This window comes from Microbacterium sp. G2-16M (genome assembly GCF_055809115.1).
Window position 1 is genome coordinate 2,081,285 of the sequence record NZ_CM147897.1, and the last position, 13,911, is coordinate 2,095,195.

Genomic DNA, 13,911 nt, shown 5'->3' on the forward strand with positions numbered 1-13,911 from the left:
ACGCCGAGCAGATGCCGAGACCGGGGAATCGTGGCGAGACCGGGCGGAATGCACTGGGTGTCACGGAGGATCCCTGGTTTCGGCATCCGGACGGGGCGAGGGAGGGGCACGGAGGCGAGGGCGGGCGGCTGCGACCGGGTCGCGGCGGAGGCTAGGACAGGGCGCCGGCGAGCGCGTCGACGTTGGCCGTCATCCAGGTCAGGTAGGTCTCGCCGTCGGGCAGCAGCTCGGAGAACCGCAGCGTCGGGATGCCGGCATCCTTCGCATCCTGCTCCACCCGGTCGGTCTCGGCTCCGCCGGCCTGCGCATTGACGACCACGACGGCGACCTGCTTCGCCGAGATGATCTGCAGCGCTTCCAGAAGCGTCGCGGGCGCGACATCCTGCCCTTCCTCGACGGCTTCGCTGAAGGCCGGGGGCGTCTTGTTGTCCAGGCCGGCCGCATCGGTGAGGGAGAGCGGCAGCGGCTCGGTGACGAACACACCCGTTCCCTCGTGCGCGCTCTTCAGCTGGGCCAGGCGGCGGTCGATCTTCTCGATGCCGGCCCTGAACGCCTGCGCGTTCGTCGCGAACGCGTCCTTGCCCGCCGGGTCGATCGTGCCGAGCTCCTCGGCGACCTTGCCGGCGAGCGTGGCCATCACGGCCGGGTCGTAGAACACGTGCTCGTTGAACCCCTCGAGGTGGTCATGGGCGTGCGCGTCGTCGTCACGGTGGGTGTCGAGGTCGCCGTCGGCGGGGTACTCCGGCGAGAGGGTCGCGGCGGTGATCACGGCGGCCTTGCTGTCGGATGCCTGGATCAGGCCGTCGATGAACGGGTCGAACCCGCCGCCGTTCTCGATCACGACCGCGGCATGCGCCACGCGCAGCTGGTCGCGGGCGCTCGCCTCGTACTCGTGCGGATCCAGCGCGAAGGAGTCGATGATCGAGGTGACGTCCACGCGGTCGCCGCCGACGGCCTCGGCGATCGATCCGTACACGTTCGTCGAAGCGACCACGGCGATGCGCCCATCCCCCGAGCCGTCGGCGGCGGTCGGGCCGGAGCATCCGGCGAACAGGGCGGCCGTGGAGGCGATCGCAGCGGCGAAGATCACGCGGTTTCTCATCACGTCCCCCACCCTAACCCGTAATGAGAATCATTCTCAACTCGCCCGGGGGCGCCTCGCTCCCCTCCCCCGCCGCCCTCGCTGTCGGCGAGAGTGCATCTCGCGGTCGGGGCGGCGGCCGGGCCGGGTCGGGGCGGCCAGCCGGGGCGGGTCGGGCCGGGTCGGGGCGGCGGCCGGGCCGGCGGTCAGTCGAGGAGGAGGGCGGGCTCCTCCAGGATCGAGGCGACGTCGGCGATGAACCGGCTCATGCCGTCGCCGTCGACCACGCGGTGGTCGAACGATCCGGCCACGGTGGTGACCCAGCGCGGACGCACCTCGCCGTCGACCACCCAGGGCTTCTGCCGGATCGTGCCCATCGCGACGATCCCGGCCTCTCCGGGGTTCAGGATCGGGGTTCCGGCATCCATCCCGAACACGCCGATGTTCGTGATCGTGATCGTGCCGTCCTGCTGGTCGGCCGGAGTGGTCTTGCCCTCGCGGGCGGTGAGCGTGAGCTTCTGCAGCGCCGCGGCGAGCTCGCGCATCGTCAGGTTCTGCGCGTCCTTGATGTTCGGCACCAGCAGCCCACGGGGCGTCGCCGCGGCGATCCCGAGGTTCACGTAGTGCCGCACCCGGATCTCGGCGCCGTCTCCGGTCTCGATCCACGCCGCATTGACCATCGGCGTGCGCCGGACGGCCCAGATCACGGCGCGGGCCACGATCAGCAGGGGCGACACCTTGATGTCGGCGAAGTCCGGCGAGGACTTGAGCCGCTTGACGAGCTCCATGGTGCGGGTGGCATCGACATCCGTCCACACCGTCACGTGCGGGGCGGTGTAGGCGCTGCGCACCATGCCGCTGGCGACGGCCTTGCGCACGCCCTTGACCGGGATCGTCTCGGTGCGCTCGTCGACGGATGCCGCGGCCGGCGCCGCGACCGGGATGGTCTCTTCGCGCACCGGCGACCAGTCGGGGGTCTCGATGTTGCGGAAGACACTGGCCTGCGACGCCTGCTTCAGGACGTCGTCGCGGGTGACCTCGCCGGCGGGGCCGGAGGGCGTGACCGCGGACAGGTCGATCCCCAGGTCGCGCGCGAGCTTGCGGATCGGCGGCTTGGCGACGGCCCCGACCGAGGCGCGCACCGGGCGCTCGGCGGGCTTGCGACGGCGCGACTTCACCGGGCCGCCGGTGCCGTAGCCGACGAGCACGGAGCCCTCGGTCGCCGGTTCGGCCTCGGGCTCGCCGTGCTCGCTCTGCCCCACCACGGCGTCGGGAGCGGATGCCGCGCCCGACGCGATCGTGATGATCGGGGTCCCGACATCCACCGTCGTCCCCTCGGTCACGAGGATCTCGCCGACCGTGCCGTCGAACGGCGACGGCAGCTCGACGAGCGACTTGGCCGTCTCGATCTCGACCAGGACGTCGTTGACGGCGACCTGGTCGCCGGGGGCCACGTGCCAGCTGACGATCTCGGCCTCGGTGAGGCCCTCGCCGACATCCGGCAGCAGGAAGGTCTGGGGGCTCATATCGTTCCCTTCGTCACCCCGCCAGCACCGTGCCGAGAGTGCATCTGACGGCCGAGAGAGCGGGCATCACCCATACTCTCGTCCGTCAGATGCACTTTCGCGGTCATCGCGGAGGGTCTTGTCAGTAGGCGAGGACGCGGTCGACGGCCTCGAGGATGCGGTCCGGGTCGGGCAGGAACACGCCCTCGAGCTTGGCGGGCGGGAACGGGGCGTCGAAGCCCGACACCCGCAGCACCGGGGCCTCGAGCGCGTAGAACGCCTCGGTCATGACGGTCGCCGCGACCTCGCCGCCGAGCGACACGAAGCCGGGGGCCTCCTGCGCGTAGACCATCCGGCCGGTGTGCCGGATCGAATCCAGCACCGGCCCGTAGTCGATCGGCGACAGCGAGCGCAGGTCGATGACCTCGCACGAGACGCCCTCGCCCTCGGCCAGGGCGGCGGCCTGCAGCAGCGTCGTGACCATCGCGCCGTGCCCGACCAGGGTCACGTCGGTGCCGCGCCGCACGATCCGCGATGCGTGCAGCGGCAGCGCCGGGGCGGCCTGGTCGACCTCGCCCTTCTGCCAGTACTTCGCCTTCGGCTCGAGGAAGATCACCGGGTCGTCTGACGCGATCGCGTCCTGGATCATCCAGTACGCGTCGTTCGGCGTGGACGGCGAGACCACCCGCAGGCCCGGGGTGTGCGCGAAGTACGTCTCCGGACTCTCCTGGTGATGCTCGACCGCGCCGATGTGGCCGCCGTACGGGATGCGGATGACCACCGGCATCCGCAGCGCACCCTCATGCCGGTTCGTGATCTTGGCCAGCTGGGTGGTGATCTGGTCGAACGCGGGGAACACGAACCCGTCGAACTGGATCTCGACCACCGGACGGAATCCGCCCATCGCCAGCCCGATCGCCGTGCCGACGATGCCGGACTCGGCCAGCGGGGTGTCGAGCACCCGCTGCTCGCCGAACTCGGCCTGCAGCCCCTCGGTGACGCGGAACACGCCGCCGAGCCGGCCGATGTCCTCGCCCATCAGCAGCACCCGGTCGTTGTCGGCCATCGCGCGGCGCAGCCCGGCGTTCAACGCCCGGCTGAACGGCATGGTCTGCACGGCGGGGGGGCCGCCGTCGACGTCCGCCGGCTCGCTCACCGGCCCGGCGGACGATGCGACAGGAGCGCTCATCGGGTGCCCTCCTCGAGGGATGCCTCGTACTCGGTCAGCCACGCCTTCTCGCGTTCCATCAGCGGATGCGGCTCGGAGTACACGTGATCGAAGATCGTCGAGGCCGGGATCGGCCCCAGCGCGACCGTGCGCGTGCGGATGTCGTCGGCGCCCGCGGCGGCCGCGGCATCCACTTCGTCGAAGAAGGCGTCGGAAGCCCCGCGTCCGCGCAGGTACGCCCGCATCCGCGCGATCGGGTCGCGGCGCGCCCACGATTCCTCTTCGTCGGAGGTGCGGTACTTGGTGGGGTCGTCGCTGGTGGTGTGCGCGCCCATCCGGTAGGTGACGGCCTCGATCGCGCGCGGGCCGGTCCCGGCGCGGGCCTCGTCGAGGGCGCGACGGGTGACCGCGTAGCTGGCGAGCACGTCGTTGCCGTCCAGGCGGACGGACGGGATGCCGTAGCCGGCACCGCGGCGGGACAGCGGCACGCGCGCCTGGGTGGCGACCGGCACCGAGATCGCCCACTGGTTGTTCTGCAGGAAGAACACCTCGGGGGTCTGGTAGCTGGCGGCGAACACCATCGCCTCGTGCACGTCGCCCTGACTGGAGGCCCCGTCGCCGTAGTACACGATGACGGCCTCGTCGCGGTCCGGATCGCCGGTGCCCGACTTGCCGTCGAAGGCCAGCCCCATGGCCAGCCCGGTGGCGTGCAGGGTCTGCGAGCCGAGCACCAGCGTGTAGATATGGGTGTTGCCGAAGGCCGGGTCGGACGGATCCCATCCGCCGTGCGTGAGGCCGCGCATGAGCCGGATGATGTCGATCGGGTCGACGCCCCGGATCATGCAGACCGCGTGCTCGCGGTACGACGGGAACAGATGATCCTGGGTGCGGGCGGCGTAGGCCGAGCCGACCTGCGCGGCCTCCTGCCCGAGGCTCGGCGGCCAGAGCGCGAGCTGTCCCTGCCGCTGCAGGTTGGTGGCCTGCTGGTCGAACGCGCGCACCACCACCATGTCGCGGTAGAACTGCTCCAGCTCGGCGTCGGGCAGCGCCTCGACCAGGTCGAGATACGGTTCCGCGGCGGGTGTCGGCGCGAGTGATCCGCTCGGATCGAGGACTCGGACCAGGCCCGGGTCGTCAGGGGTCACATCGTCATCGGTGGGGAGCACCGTTCTACGCTAACCGTCGCGCCGGATGCCCCTCCGGAAGAGACTCGACAATGGATCCTGCAATTTGCAGTACCTTCTCCACAGACTCCTCCTCGCCGACCGAGACGCGGATGCCGTCGCCGGCGAACGGCCGGACGATGCATCCGTCGCCCTCGAACCGCTCCGCGGCCTCCATCGTCTGGGCGCCGGTGGCCAGCCACACGAAGTTGCCCTGCGCCTCTGGGACCGCCCAGCCCTGGGCGCGCAGGCCGTCGACGACCCGGTCGCGGCGGGCGGCGATCGTGTGCACGCGCGCAAGGAGCTCGGCCTCGGCGTCCAGGCTCGCCAGTGCCGCCTCTTCGGACTGCGCCGTGACCGACAGCGGCACGGCGGTGGAGCGGGCCGCATCGAGGATGCGGCGGTGCCCGATGGCGTAGCCGACCCGCAGGCCGGCCAAGCCGAACGCCTTGGAGAACGTGCGCAGCACGACGACGTTGGGGTGGTCGTCGCGGCCGAGCTTGCGCAGGCCGTCGACGGCGTCCGGATCGGTGACGAACTCGGCGTACGCCTCGTCCAGGAGCACGAGCAGGTCGGACGGGATCTTGGTCAGGAACGCCTCGAACTCGGCCTGGGTGACCACCGGTCCGGTCGGGTTGTTCGGGCTGCACACGATGATCGCGCGGGTGCGGTCGGTGACGGCGGCGGCCATGGCGTCCAGGTCGTGCCGGGCGTCCGCGGTCAGCGGCACCTCGACCGGCGTCGCCCCGGCGATCAGGACCAGACCAGGGTACGCCTCGAACGAGCGCCATGCGTAGACGACCTCGTCGCCGGGACCGGCGGCGGCCAGCATCAGCTGCGACAGGATCGACACGCTGCCGGCGCCGACGTGCACCTCGTCGGGGGTGACGCCGAACCGCGCGGCCAGCGCCTGCCGCAGGCGGGCGGCCGTGGCATCCGGGTAGCGGTTCACGCCGACGGTGCGCCGCAGCGATTCGACCACGGTGGGCAGCGGCTCGTACGGATTCTCGTTGCTGGACAGCTTGAACGCGTCTTCGCCGGCCTGCTTGCCCTGCCGGTACGGGGGCAGGGCCGCGATCTCGGGGCGGATGCGGACGGGAACATCTTCGGTCACGCCTCGAGTCTACGAGCCGCCGTGCGCCCTCCCCTCTCGGACGCCGAAATCGTACGACTTGGCCGACTGCACATCAATTTCGGCCCAGGATGATGTTCACTCGGCCAGATCGTACGATTTCGCGTGTCCGGGGATGGGGAAATGTGCCCATGGAGCGATCCGCCGCCGGCGGCTAGCGTTCACTGACGGCCGGCGACCCAGCCGCGTCGGGACGGGAGTCGGGAGGGGAACATGAGGCCAGGACGCAGAGGGATCGCCGCGACGGCGGCGGTGATCGGGATGCTGAGCCTGGCGACGCCGGCGGTTGCGGCATCCACACCCCCGCCGAGCGACCCCGGCTCGGCCACCGCGCCCCTGCTGGGCACCACCGCGTACCGCGTGGTCGCCCTCGGCGAGAGCCAGATCAGGGTCGGCATCCTGGCGGTGGCGCGCATCCCGCATGGCACGGCGGTCTATTACGCCGTGGCCCCGAACTCCACCGGCGACGCCGATGTGGTCTTCATGCACACCAAGTCGCTGAACGATCCGTTCCCCGTCCAGGCTCTCGCGAACCTGGCCATCGTCGACGTCGCGCACGACGCCGTCTACCAGCCGTTGATCTCGGGCGAGCGCTGCCTGTGCAGCTCTGCCGGCGACCTGTCCGGCACGGACGCGAACGGCACGCCGAGCGTGGGCTACGCGATTCTGCCCGAGCTGCCCGCCGATCTGAGCTCGGTCACCATCCGGATGGGCGGGTACGCGTTCCTGCCCGGCATCCCGGTCGGCGACGCGCCCCCGACGGGACCGGTCGCCGCGGCGCCGGTGCCGCTGGGATCCTGGCCTGAGCTGCCCGACGAGGCCGCGATCGCCGCCGGCGACGTGAAGCAGGCCACGCGACCGCTGACCACCAATATCGCCGACCCCGTCGCGGCGACCTCCACGAGCCGGACGCGCACGACCGTCGCCCTGGCCTCGGACGTGCTGTTCGCCAACGACAGCGCGACCCTGAACGGCAAGGCGCAGTCCGCGCTGCGGGCGGTGGCCGACAAGATCAACGCGCACGGCACGGGCGTCGTGATGATCGACGGATACACCGACTCGGTCGACTCGGACGCGCACAACCAGGCGCTGTCCGAGGCGCGCGCGCAGTCGGTGCGCACGGCACTGACCCCGCTCGTGACGAACACCGGCGTGACCTTCCAGACCGCCGGGCACGGCGAGCAGGATCCGGTCGCCGACAACGGCACCGCACAGGGACGGCAGCTGAACCGCCGCGTGACGGTCTCGTTCGCGACCGAGGGGGACAAGTGAACCGCAGGATGCCGCACCCGGCCGCCGGCCTCGCTGCGGCGGGTCTCGCCCTCGCGCTGGTCCTGGCCGGCTGCACCGCCACCCCTCCGCCGACCCCGCCGTCGCCGAGCACCCCCAGCCCGACCGCCCTCTCGGTCGATCAGGTGTCGAAGAAGATCGCGGATGCCGCCTTCCCGAGCGGGTCGATCGCGCACACCGACGGCACCATCGACGCGATCGACAAGACGGCGGTGACGATCGATGTGGTCGCCCTCGAGGCGCTGCCCGACTCGACGATGCTCGAACTGCGGATCGCCACCGCCTCGGGCAAGGAGGAGCGGATCACCTCGTTCCAGTTCGCGGTCGCCCCGTTCCACGACACCCGCAACATCGGCCTCGTCGACACCGCGAGCGGCAAGACGTACCGTCCGTACACCTACCAGAACGCCCGGGATGCGGACGGCCAGAACACCGGCTGCCTCTGCGACGGGCTGCCCGACAGCGCCGACGGCACCGGCATCCTGGTGTCGATGATCATGCCGCCGCTGCCCGACGGAACCGACGCCGTCGACGTCACGATCCCCGGGATGACCACGATGAAGGCCGTCCCGGTCTCTCGCGACGCCGCTCGCTGAGCCGGCCGCTCGCTGAGCCGGCCGCTCGCTGTTCGGCCGCCTCCCGTTCGCTTCACACCCAGCGAGATCGGAAATATGCTCCGCTGCGCGCCAGATTCCGAGACATCTCCCCGATCTCGCGCAGGGGATCCGGAGCCCTGAGCTCAGGCCGGAGGCAGCCGCGGCACGCTGCCGAGCAGGCGCTGCGTGTAGGGATGCGCGGGCGCCGCGAGGACGGATGCCGTCGGCCCCTGTTCGACGATCCGCCCCTGCTCGAGCACGATGATCCGGCGGCACAGCCGAGCGACGATGCTGAGGTCGTGCGAGACGACGACCATCGTCACCGGCGTGCGGCCGGCCTCGCCTTCGCCGCCGGCCTCGCCGCCGCCACTGCCGGCCCGGCCGCCGCCGAGCTCTTCCAGCAGGTCGATGATCGCCACCCGGGTGACCATGTCCAGCGCCGAGACCGGCTCGTCGGCCAGCAGCACGCGCGGGTTCGTGACCAGCGCGCGAGCGATGGCGATCCGCTGACGCTGTCCTCCGGAGAACTGGTGCGGGTACCGGTCGGCGGTGTCGCCCTCCAGCCCGACCGAGACGAGGGTCCGGCGGGCCAGCTCCTCGGCGCGGGCACCGGATGCCACACCCAGCGAGCGCAGCGGCTCCGAGACCGTGCGGCCGATGCGCTGGCGCGGGTCCAGCGACGAGTAGGGGTCCTGGAAGACCGGCTGCGCGAAACGACGGTGTGCACGCATGCGCGCGCCCGCCCCGGTCTGCAGTGCGGTCCCGTCGGCGCGGACCGTCCCGGCCGTGGGCGCGCTCAGGCCGAGCAGCAGCCGCAGCAGCGTCGACTTGCCCGCCCCGGACTCGCCGACGATGCCGACGTGCTCCCCGGGCTGGATGGCGAACGAGATGCCGGCCAGGACGTCGGGGCCGGACCGGTACCGGAAGCCGACCTCGTCCAGCTCGTACAGCGCGCTCATGCCGGGCCCCCGGCATCCAGCGCCCGGTCCAGCGCCCGCGCCGCGCCCACCAGGCGGCGGGTGTACGGCTCCTGCGGCGCGGTCAGCAGCCGGCCGACCGGACCCGTCTCGACCGCGCGCCCGTCGCGGAGCACGATGGCGGTGTCGGCCATCTCGGCGACCACCGCCAGGTCGTGGCTGACGAACAGGGTGGCGGTCCGGTCGTCGTCGACCACCGCGTGCAGCAGCTGCAGCACCTCGGCCTGGACCGTGACATCCAGTGCGGTCGTCGGCTCGTCCAGGATCAGCAGGTCGGGACGCGACGCGAGCGCCATCGCGATCGCCACCCGCTGCCGCTGCCCTCCCGACGCCTCGTGCGGGTAGGCGCGGGCGATCCGCTCGGGGTCGCGCAGCCGCACGGCGCGCAGCGCCTCGTGCACGGCCTCGACCCGTGCCCGCCGGCCGGGCTTGGGCGATGCGGCCCGGCCGATCGCCTCGCCGAGCTGTCGCCCCAGGCGCATCAGCGGGTCCAGCGCGGTCAGCGGCTCCTGGAACACGATGCCCACGCGACGGCCGCGCACGGCCCGGGCGATCCGGTCGGGCGCGCCCACCAGCTCCTGCCCGCCGAGCCGGATGCTGCCGGTCACGGTCATGCCCTCCGGCAGCAGTCCGAGGATGGCCAGGCTGGTCAGCGACTTGCCCGACCCGGATTCGCCGATCAGCGCGAGGCGCTGGCCGCGCTCGGCCCGCAGGGTCAGATCGTCGACGAGCACCCGCCCGTCTCCGGCGCGGATGGTCAGGTGCTCGACGCTCAGCACCGGATCGCTCATCGCCGCCTCCGGGTGGGGTCGAAGGCGTCCTGCAGCCCGTCGGCGAGCAGGTTCATCCCGAGCACGAGCACGATCAGCGCCACGCCGGGGGCGATCGCCCCGAGCGGGGCCACGTAGACCGTCCCCTGCGCCTGCTGCAGCAGGCTGCCCCACGACGCGTTGGGCGGCGGCGCCCCCAGGCCGAGGTACGACAGGCTCGCCTCGGCCAGGACTGCGAGCCCGAACTGCAGCGCCACGATGACCGCCAGGGTCGGCCAGATGTTGGGCAGGATGTGCTGGAAGATGATGCCGGGCCAGCGCGTGCCCGAGGTGCGCGCCGCCGTCACGTACTGCTGGGTGAGCACCCGCTTGGCGAGGATCCGGGTCAGCCGCGCGACGATCGCGCTGCAAGCCAGCCCGATGGCCAGGATGGCCGAGCCGAGCGTGGCGCCGCGGGCGGCGACCACCAGCATCGCCAGCAGCAGCGCCGGGAACGCGATCAGCACGTCCAGCACGGCGGCGATGGCGTCGTCGAACCACCGCTGCGCGAACGCGGCGGCAAGCCCCAGCACGATGCCCAGCACGCCGCCGAGTGCGGCCGAGCCGGCCCCGGCCAGCAGCGCGATGCGCGCGCCCACCATGAGCTGGGAGAGCAGGTCGCGCCCGAGCGTGTCGGTGCCGAGCCAGTGCTGGGGCGAGGGGCCGGTCAGCCGTCCGCCGCCGATCTGCGCCGGCGGGTAGGGCAGGTAGACCAGCGAGACGAGCGCGACCACGACGACGATGCCCACCAGCACCGCACCGATCGTGGCGGTCGCCGACCACCGCCGGTCGCGGCGGCGCGCCGCGGCATCCACCTGGGCCGCGACATCCACCACCGGCGCCGTCACAGCAGCGCTCCCCGCAGCCGGGGGTCGAGCATCTTCTGCACGAGGTCGGCGAGGAAGCCCACGATCAGCACCAGCATCGTGGTGACCAGGATCACGCCCTGGATCGTCGGGTAGTCGTGCTGGGCGATGCCGGTGACCAGCATCGAGCCCAGCCCGGGCAGCGCGAACACGTTCTCGACCACGACGGCGCCCAGGAACGTGGTGGCCAGCTCGATCCCGAGCACCGAGACCAGCGGCACCGCCACCGACTTCAGGCCGTGCCGGAGCATCGCGCTGCCGAAGCTGGCGCCCAGGCTCCGGAAGGTGCGCAGGAAGTCGCTGCCGATCACCTCGATGCACGCCGAACGCACGTAGCGGGCGATCGAGGCCGACATCACCAGCGCGATGGTGATGATCGGCAGGGTCAGCGACCGAAGCGCCTCGGCCGGGTCGGCCCAGTCCGCCTGCGGGAAGCCGCCCGCCGGCAGCACCCGCATGCCGAGCGCGAACGCCCACACCAGCAGGATGCCGATCCAGAACACCGGCACCGCGATGCCGAGCTGCGAGACCGCCGAGCACACCACCCCGACCCAGCTGCGGCTGTAGCGGGCGGCGACGAACCCCACCGGGGCGGCGATCAGGATCGCCAGCACGAACGCGATGAGCGTCAACGGCAGGGTCACCAGCAGCCGCTGGGCGATCTGCGGGCCCACCGGCAGGCTGCTCACGAACGACGAGCCGAGGTCGAGGCGCAGCATCTGCCCCGCCCACGTGGCGAACTGCTGCAGGAGCGGCTGATCCGAGCCGATCGCGTGCCGGGCGGCCGCGATCTGCTCGGGGGTGGCGCCGACGGCGACCAGCGCGTTCGCCGGGTCACCCGGCAGCATCCGCAGCAGCACGAACGTGACGACGGCCGCCGCCGCCAGCGACACCAGCAGGAAGACGAGGCGCCGGAGAATGTACGCGAGCATCGGTCGCCCCTCCTCCCCCGGCTGCGGATGCCGTGACCCGGCGCCCTGCGATCAGCCCTGCTTCTTGATCCCGTACACGAAGAACTGCGAGTTCAGGCCGTTGACAGGGTATCCGCTGAGCGTGGTGCGGGCCACGACGATCTGCGGGTACAGGTACAGCCAGTCGCTGGCGGCGTCCTTCACGATGAGCTCGTTGGCCTGCTTCAGGTCGGCGGTCTGCTCGTCGGCCGTCTTGGCCTGCTCGGACTTCGCGATCAGCGCCGTGACATCCGGGTTGTCGTAGCCCCAGTAGAAGTCGGGGTTGCCGTACCAGACCACGTCGCGGTCGTTCACGTGCTCCTGCATCGTGGCGGCGAAATCATGGTTCTGGTAGATCTTCGTGTACCACTCGTCGGGCGTGATGATGTTGATCTTCACGTCCACGCCGACCTTCGACAGCTGCTCCTTGATGAACGCCGCCGCCTGCGGGTGCGGGTCGTAGTTGGGGGTGTCCAGGGTGAAGCTGAAGCCGTCCGGGTAGCCGGCCGCGGCGAGCTCCTTCTTCGCCTCGGCGGGGTCGTACGGGTAGAGCGCGCTGAAGTCCTGGTACCACGGGTCGGTGGGCGGCACCATCGATCCGGTGACCTTGCCGTAGGAGCCCCAGATCGAGTTCAGCAGCGCGCTGCGGTCGATCGCCCGGGTGATCGCGACCCGCACCGCGGTCTTGTCGAACGGCGCCTTCTTGTCGTTGAACGCCAGCAGCAGCTTGGTGGTGGACGACCCGTCGTTGACCTTGTACTGCGGGTTGTTCTCGAACTGGGTGAGCGCGTCCGGGCTCTGCTCGCCGGTGACGATGTCGAGCTGTCCGGACAGCAGCGCGTTGTTCTCGGCGGTCGAGTCCTTGTAGTAGTTGTAGACGACCTGCTTGTTGGTGGCCGGGGTGCCCCAGTAGTCGTCGAATCGGGTCAGGGTCAGGGCGCTGCCCTGCTTCCAGTCCGACACCGTGTAGGGCCCGGTGCCGTCCTCGGTGGTCTTCAGGTCCTTCGCGTCGCGCTGGATGATCCACACGTAGCTGAGGTTGTAGATCAGCGAAATCGAGGGCTTGGACAGGGTGATCACGACGGTCGCGTCGTCGGGGGTCTGCACCGAGGCGATCACGGCGAGGTCGCCCTTGCGTGCCGACTGCGAGTCGGGGGCCAGCACCTTCTCGATGCTGTACTTCACGTCCTGGGCGGTCAGCGGCTGCCCGGAGTGGAACGTCACGTCCTTGCGCAGCGTGAACGTGTAGGTGAGTCCGTCGTCGGAGTGCTTCTCGGATGCCGCGAGCAGCGGCGTGACCTTGCCGTCGTCGCCGAGCTTGTACAGCGCCTCGTACACGTTGCCGTTCAGCGCCTCGGTCACACCCTGGCCTCCGCCGGCGGTGTTGTCCAGGTTCTGCGGCTCGTAGATCGAGCCGACCTGGATCGTCGCCTCCTTGTCGTATCCGCCCGCGGCGGACGGGTTCTGCGACGCCCCGGCCCCGCAGCCGGCGAGGACGGTGACGGCGGCGACCGCCAGGGCGAGGATGGCGATCGGACGTGCCGTGCGCATGGTTCTCCTTCTCGGGTATGTCATCGGGTCGACCTGGTGGGATGCTGCGCCCAGGTCACGTCGCGTTCTCAGCGGCCGTCGGCCGCGGCATCCGGTGCGAACAGCGGCAGCTTCTCGCCGGCGCGCACCGGGACGCCGATGCGGTTCGACGGCGGCGGGAACGGACAGTTGTACTGGTCGCTGAACCCGCACGGCGGGACGAACGCGCGGTTGAAGTCGAGGGTCACGGTACCTTCGGTGGCGAAGCCGTCCGCGGCGCGCTCGATGAACAGGAACCGCCCGGCACCGTAGGTCTCGGCGCCGTTGGTGGGATCGGCGAAGACCAGCAGCAGCGTGCCGTCGTCGTCGAATGCGCTGAGCTGGTAGTCCTGCCCGGCGATCTCGACGTCGATCCGGCCCGGCACGACCAGGTCGCGGGTGCGCCCGTTGTCGCGCATGTGCTCGAACGAGACGGTGTGGCCCGCCGCCAGCGGCGTGTAGCGGCCCTCGAGCACCCAGGCGGGGTCGTACGGGTAGCAGCCGATGTCGGTGAAGGCGGCGATCGCCGGCGAGTGCGCGTCCCAGCGGCGCAACCCCTCCTGCATCAGGCCGGTCTCGAGGTCGGTGCGGCGCAGGGCGGTGATGCTCACCCCGTCCTCGTCGGGGTCGCGCAGCTGCTCGGCGGGGATCGTGGTGCCCGCCGGATACCACCGGGTCTCGACCAGGGCGAGGTTGCCGCGCGCCGAGGTGACCGACGCGAGGCGCTCGCGGTGCCACGCCTCGTGCTGCTGCCTGTCGATCGAGTCCATCCTTCTATTCTCTCCCCGTCACGGCCGGCGGCTCC

13 protein-coding genes are annotated in these 13,911 nt (G+C 71.3%); 2 read left to right on the forward strand and 11 right to left on the reverse strand.

What is annotated here, in order from left to right; genetic code table 11:
* Positions 1-151: 151 nt before the first annotated feature.
* The 5 genes from AC0L6F_RS09900 to AC0L6F_RS09920 all read right to left on the reverse strand — a co-directional run bounded on the left by AC0L6F_RS09900 (position 152) and on the right by AC0L6F_RS09920 (position 6,031).
* Entirely contained in the window at positions 152-1,102 is a 951-nt protein-coding gene (locus tag AC0L6F_RS09900) for a metal ABC transporter solute-binding protein, Zn/Mn family (protein WP_473539989.1), read from the reverse strand.
* A gap of 185 nt (positions 1,103-1,287) precedes the next feature.
* Positions 1,288-2,607 carry a dihydrolipoamide acetyltransferase family protein gene (locus AC0L6F_RS09905; protein ID WP_473537750.1) on the reverse strand — a complete coding sequence of 440 codons (1,320 nt, stop codon included), beginning with the start codon at positions 2,605-2,607 and terminating at the stop codon, positions 1,288-1,290.
* A gap of 121 nt (positions 2,608-2,728) precedes the next feature.
* A complete protein-coding gene (locus tag AC0L6F_RS09910; protein ID WP_274638473.1) occupies positions 2,729-3,694 on the reverse strand; it encodes an alpha-ketoacid dehydrogenase subunit beta in 966 nt (321 codons plus the stop codon).
* A gap of 77 nt (positions 3,695-3,771) precedes the next feature.
* Positions 3,772-4,920 (reverse strand): thiamine pyrophosphate-dependent dehydrogenase E1 component subunit alpha, encoded by a 1,149-nt coding sequence (locus AC0L6F_RS09915; protein WP_473537752.1) that lies wholly within the window; start codon positions 4,918-4,920, stop codon positions 3,772-3,774.
* Positions 4,921-4,924: 4 nt separating this feature from the next.
* The gene (locus AC0L6F_RS09920; RefSeq protein WP_473537754.1) at positions 4,925-6,031 is read right to left on the reverse strand and encodes a histidinol-phosphate transaminase; all 1,107 of its coding nucleotides are present in this window, start codon (positions 6,029-6,031) and stop codon (positions 4,925-4,927) included.
* Positions 6,032-6,262: 231 nt separating this feature from the next.
* Between AC0L6F_RS09920 and AC0L6F_RS09925 the strand changes: the two genes are divergently transcribed.
* Both AC0L6F_RS09925 and AC0L6F_RS09930 read left to right on the forward strand, forming a co-directional pair.
* On the forward strand, positions 6,263-7,321 hold the full coding sequence (locus tag AC0L6F_RS09925; protein ID WP_473537756.1) for an OmpA family protein: 1,059 nt from the start codon (positions 6,263-6,265) through the stop codon (positions 7,319-7,321).
* Positions 7,318-7,935 carry a hypothetical protein gene (locus tag AC0L6F_RS09930; RefSeq protein ID WP_473537757.1) on the forward strand — a complete coding sequence of 206 codons (618 nt, stop codon included), beginning with the start codon at positions 7,318-7,320 and terminating at the stop codon, positions 7,933-7,935. The genes AC0L6F_RS09925 and AC0L6F_RS09930 overlap by 4 nt, the downstream gene beginning before the upstream one ends.
* A 143-nt stretch (positions 7,936-8,078) precedes the next feature.
* Here AC0L6F_RS09930 and AC0L6F_RS09935 read toward each other — a convergent pair whose 3' ends face one another.
* From AC0L6F_RS09935 to AC0L6F_RS09960, 6 genes are all read right to left on the reverse strand, one after another.
* The gene (locus AC0L6F_RS09935) at positions 8,079-8,894 is read right to left on the reverse strand and encodes an ABC transporter ATP-binding protein (RefSeq protein ID WP_473537759.1); all 816 of its coding nucleotides are present in this window, start codon (positions 8,892-8,894) and stop codon (positions 8,079-8,081) included.
* Positions 8,891-9,703, reverse strand: coding sequence for an ATP-binding cassette domain-containing protein (locus tag AC0L6F_RS09940; protein ID WP_473537760.1), 813 nt, complete (start codon positions 9,701-9,703; stop codon positions 8,891-8,893). The genes AC0L6F_RS09935 and AC0L6F_RS09940 overlap by 4 nt, the downstream gene beginning before the upstream one ends.
* Positions 9,700-10,569: an ABC transporter permease gene (locus AC0L6F_RS09945; protein ID WP_274636388.1), complete on the reverse strand. Its 870-nt coding sequence runs from the start codon at positions 10,567-10,569 to the stop codon at positions 9,700-9,702. Before AC0L6F_RS09945 ends, AC0L6F_RS09940 begins: the two co-directional genes overlap by 4 nt.
* On the reverse strand, positions 10,566-11,519 hold the full coding sequence (locus AC0L6F_RS09950) for an ABC transporter permease (protein ID WP_274636389.1): 954 nt from the start codon (positions 11,517-11,519) through the stop codon (positions 10,566-10,568). Before AC0L6F_RS09950 ends, AC0L6F_RS09945 begins: the two co-directional genes overlap by 4 nt.
* A 51-nt stretch (positions 11,520-11,570) precedes the next feature.
* Positions 11,571-13,088 (reverse strand): ABC transporter substrate-binding protein, encoded by a 1,518-nt coding sequence (locus AC0L6F_RS09955; RefSeq protein ID WP_473537762.1) that lies wholly within the window; start codon positions 13,086-13,088, stop codon positions 11,571-11,573.
* A gap of 68 nt (positions 13,089-13,156) precedes the next feature.
* Positions 13,157-13,876: a DUF1684 domain-containing protein gene (locus AC0L6F_RS09960; RefSeq protein ID WP_274636391.1), complete on the reverse strand. Its 720-nt coding sequence runs from the start codon at positions 13,874-13,876 to the stop codon at positions 13,157-13,159.
* Positions 13,877-13,911: the final 35 nt, after the last annotated feature.

What these genes read in the sequence shown, in the direction of transcription:
- AC0L6F_RS09900 (WP_473539989.1), bottom strand. Translation starts at nt 1,102, where the DNA reads ATGAGAAACCGCGTGATCTTCGCCGCTGCGATCGCCTCCACGGCCGCC.
- AC0L6F_RS09905 (WP_473537750.1), bottom strand. Translation starts at nt 2,607, where the DNA reads ATGAGCCCCCAGACCTTCCTGCTGCCGGATGTCGGCGAGGGCCTCACC.
- AC0L6F_RS09910 (WP_274638473.1), bottom strand. Translation starts at nt 3,694, where the DNA reads ATGCCGTTCAGCCGGGCGTTGAACGCCGGGCTGCGCCGCGCGATGGCC.
- AC0L6F_RS09925 (WP_473537756.1), top strand. Translation starts at nt 6,263, where the DNA reads ATGAGGCCAGGACGCAGAGGGATCGCCGCGACGGCGGCGGTGATCGGG.
- AC0L6F_RS09935 (WP_473537759.1), bottom strand. Translation starts at nt 8,894, where the DNA reads ATGAGCGCGCTGTACGAGCTGGACGAGGTCGGCTTCCGGTACCGGTCC.
- AC0L6F_RS09940 (WP_473537760.1), bottom strand. Translation starts at nt 9,703, where the DNA reads ATGAGCGATCCGGTGCTGAGCGTCGAGCACCTGACCATCCGCGCCGGA.
- AC0L6F_RS09950 (WP_274636389.1), bottom strand. Translation starts at nt 11,519, where the DNA reads ATGCTCGCGTACATTCTCCGGCGCCTCGTCTTCCTGCTGGTGTCGCTG.
- AC0L6F_RS09955 (WP_473537762.1), bottom strand. Translation starts at nt 13,088, where the DNA reads ATGCGCACGGCACGTCCGATCGCCATCCTCGCCCTGGCGGTCGCCGCC.
- AC0L6F_RS09960 (WP_274636391.1), bottom strand. Translation starts at nt 13,876, where the DNA reads ATGGACTCGATCGACAGGCAGCAGCACGAGGCGTGGCACCGCGAGCGC.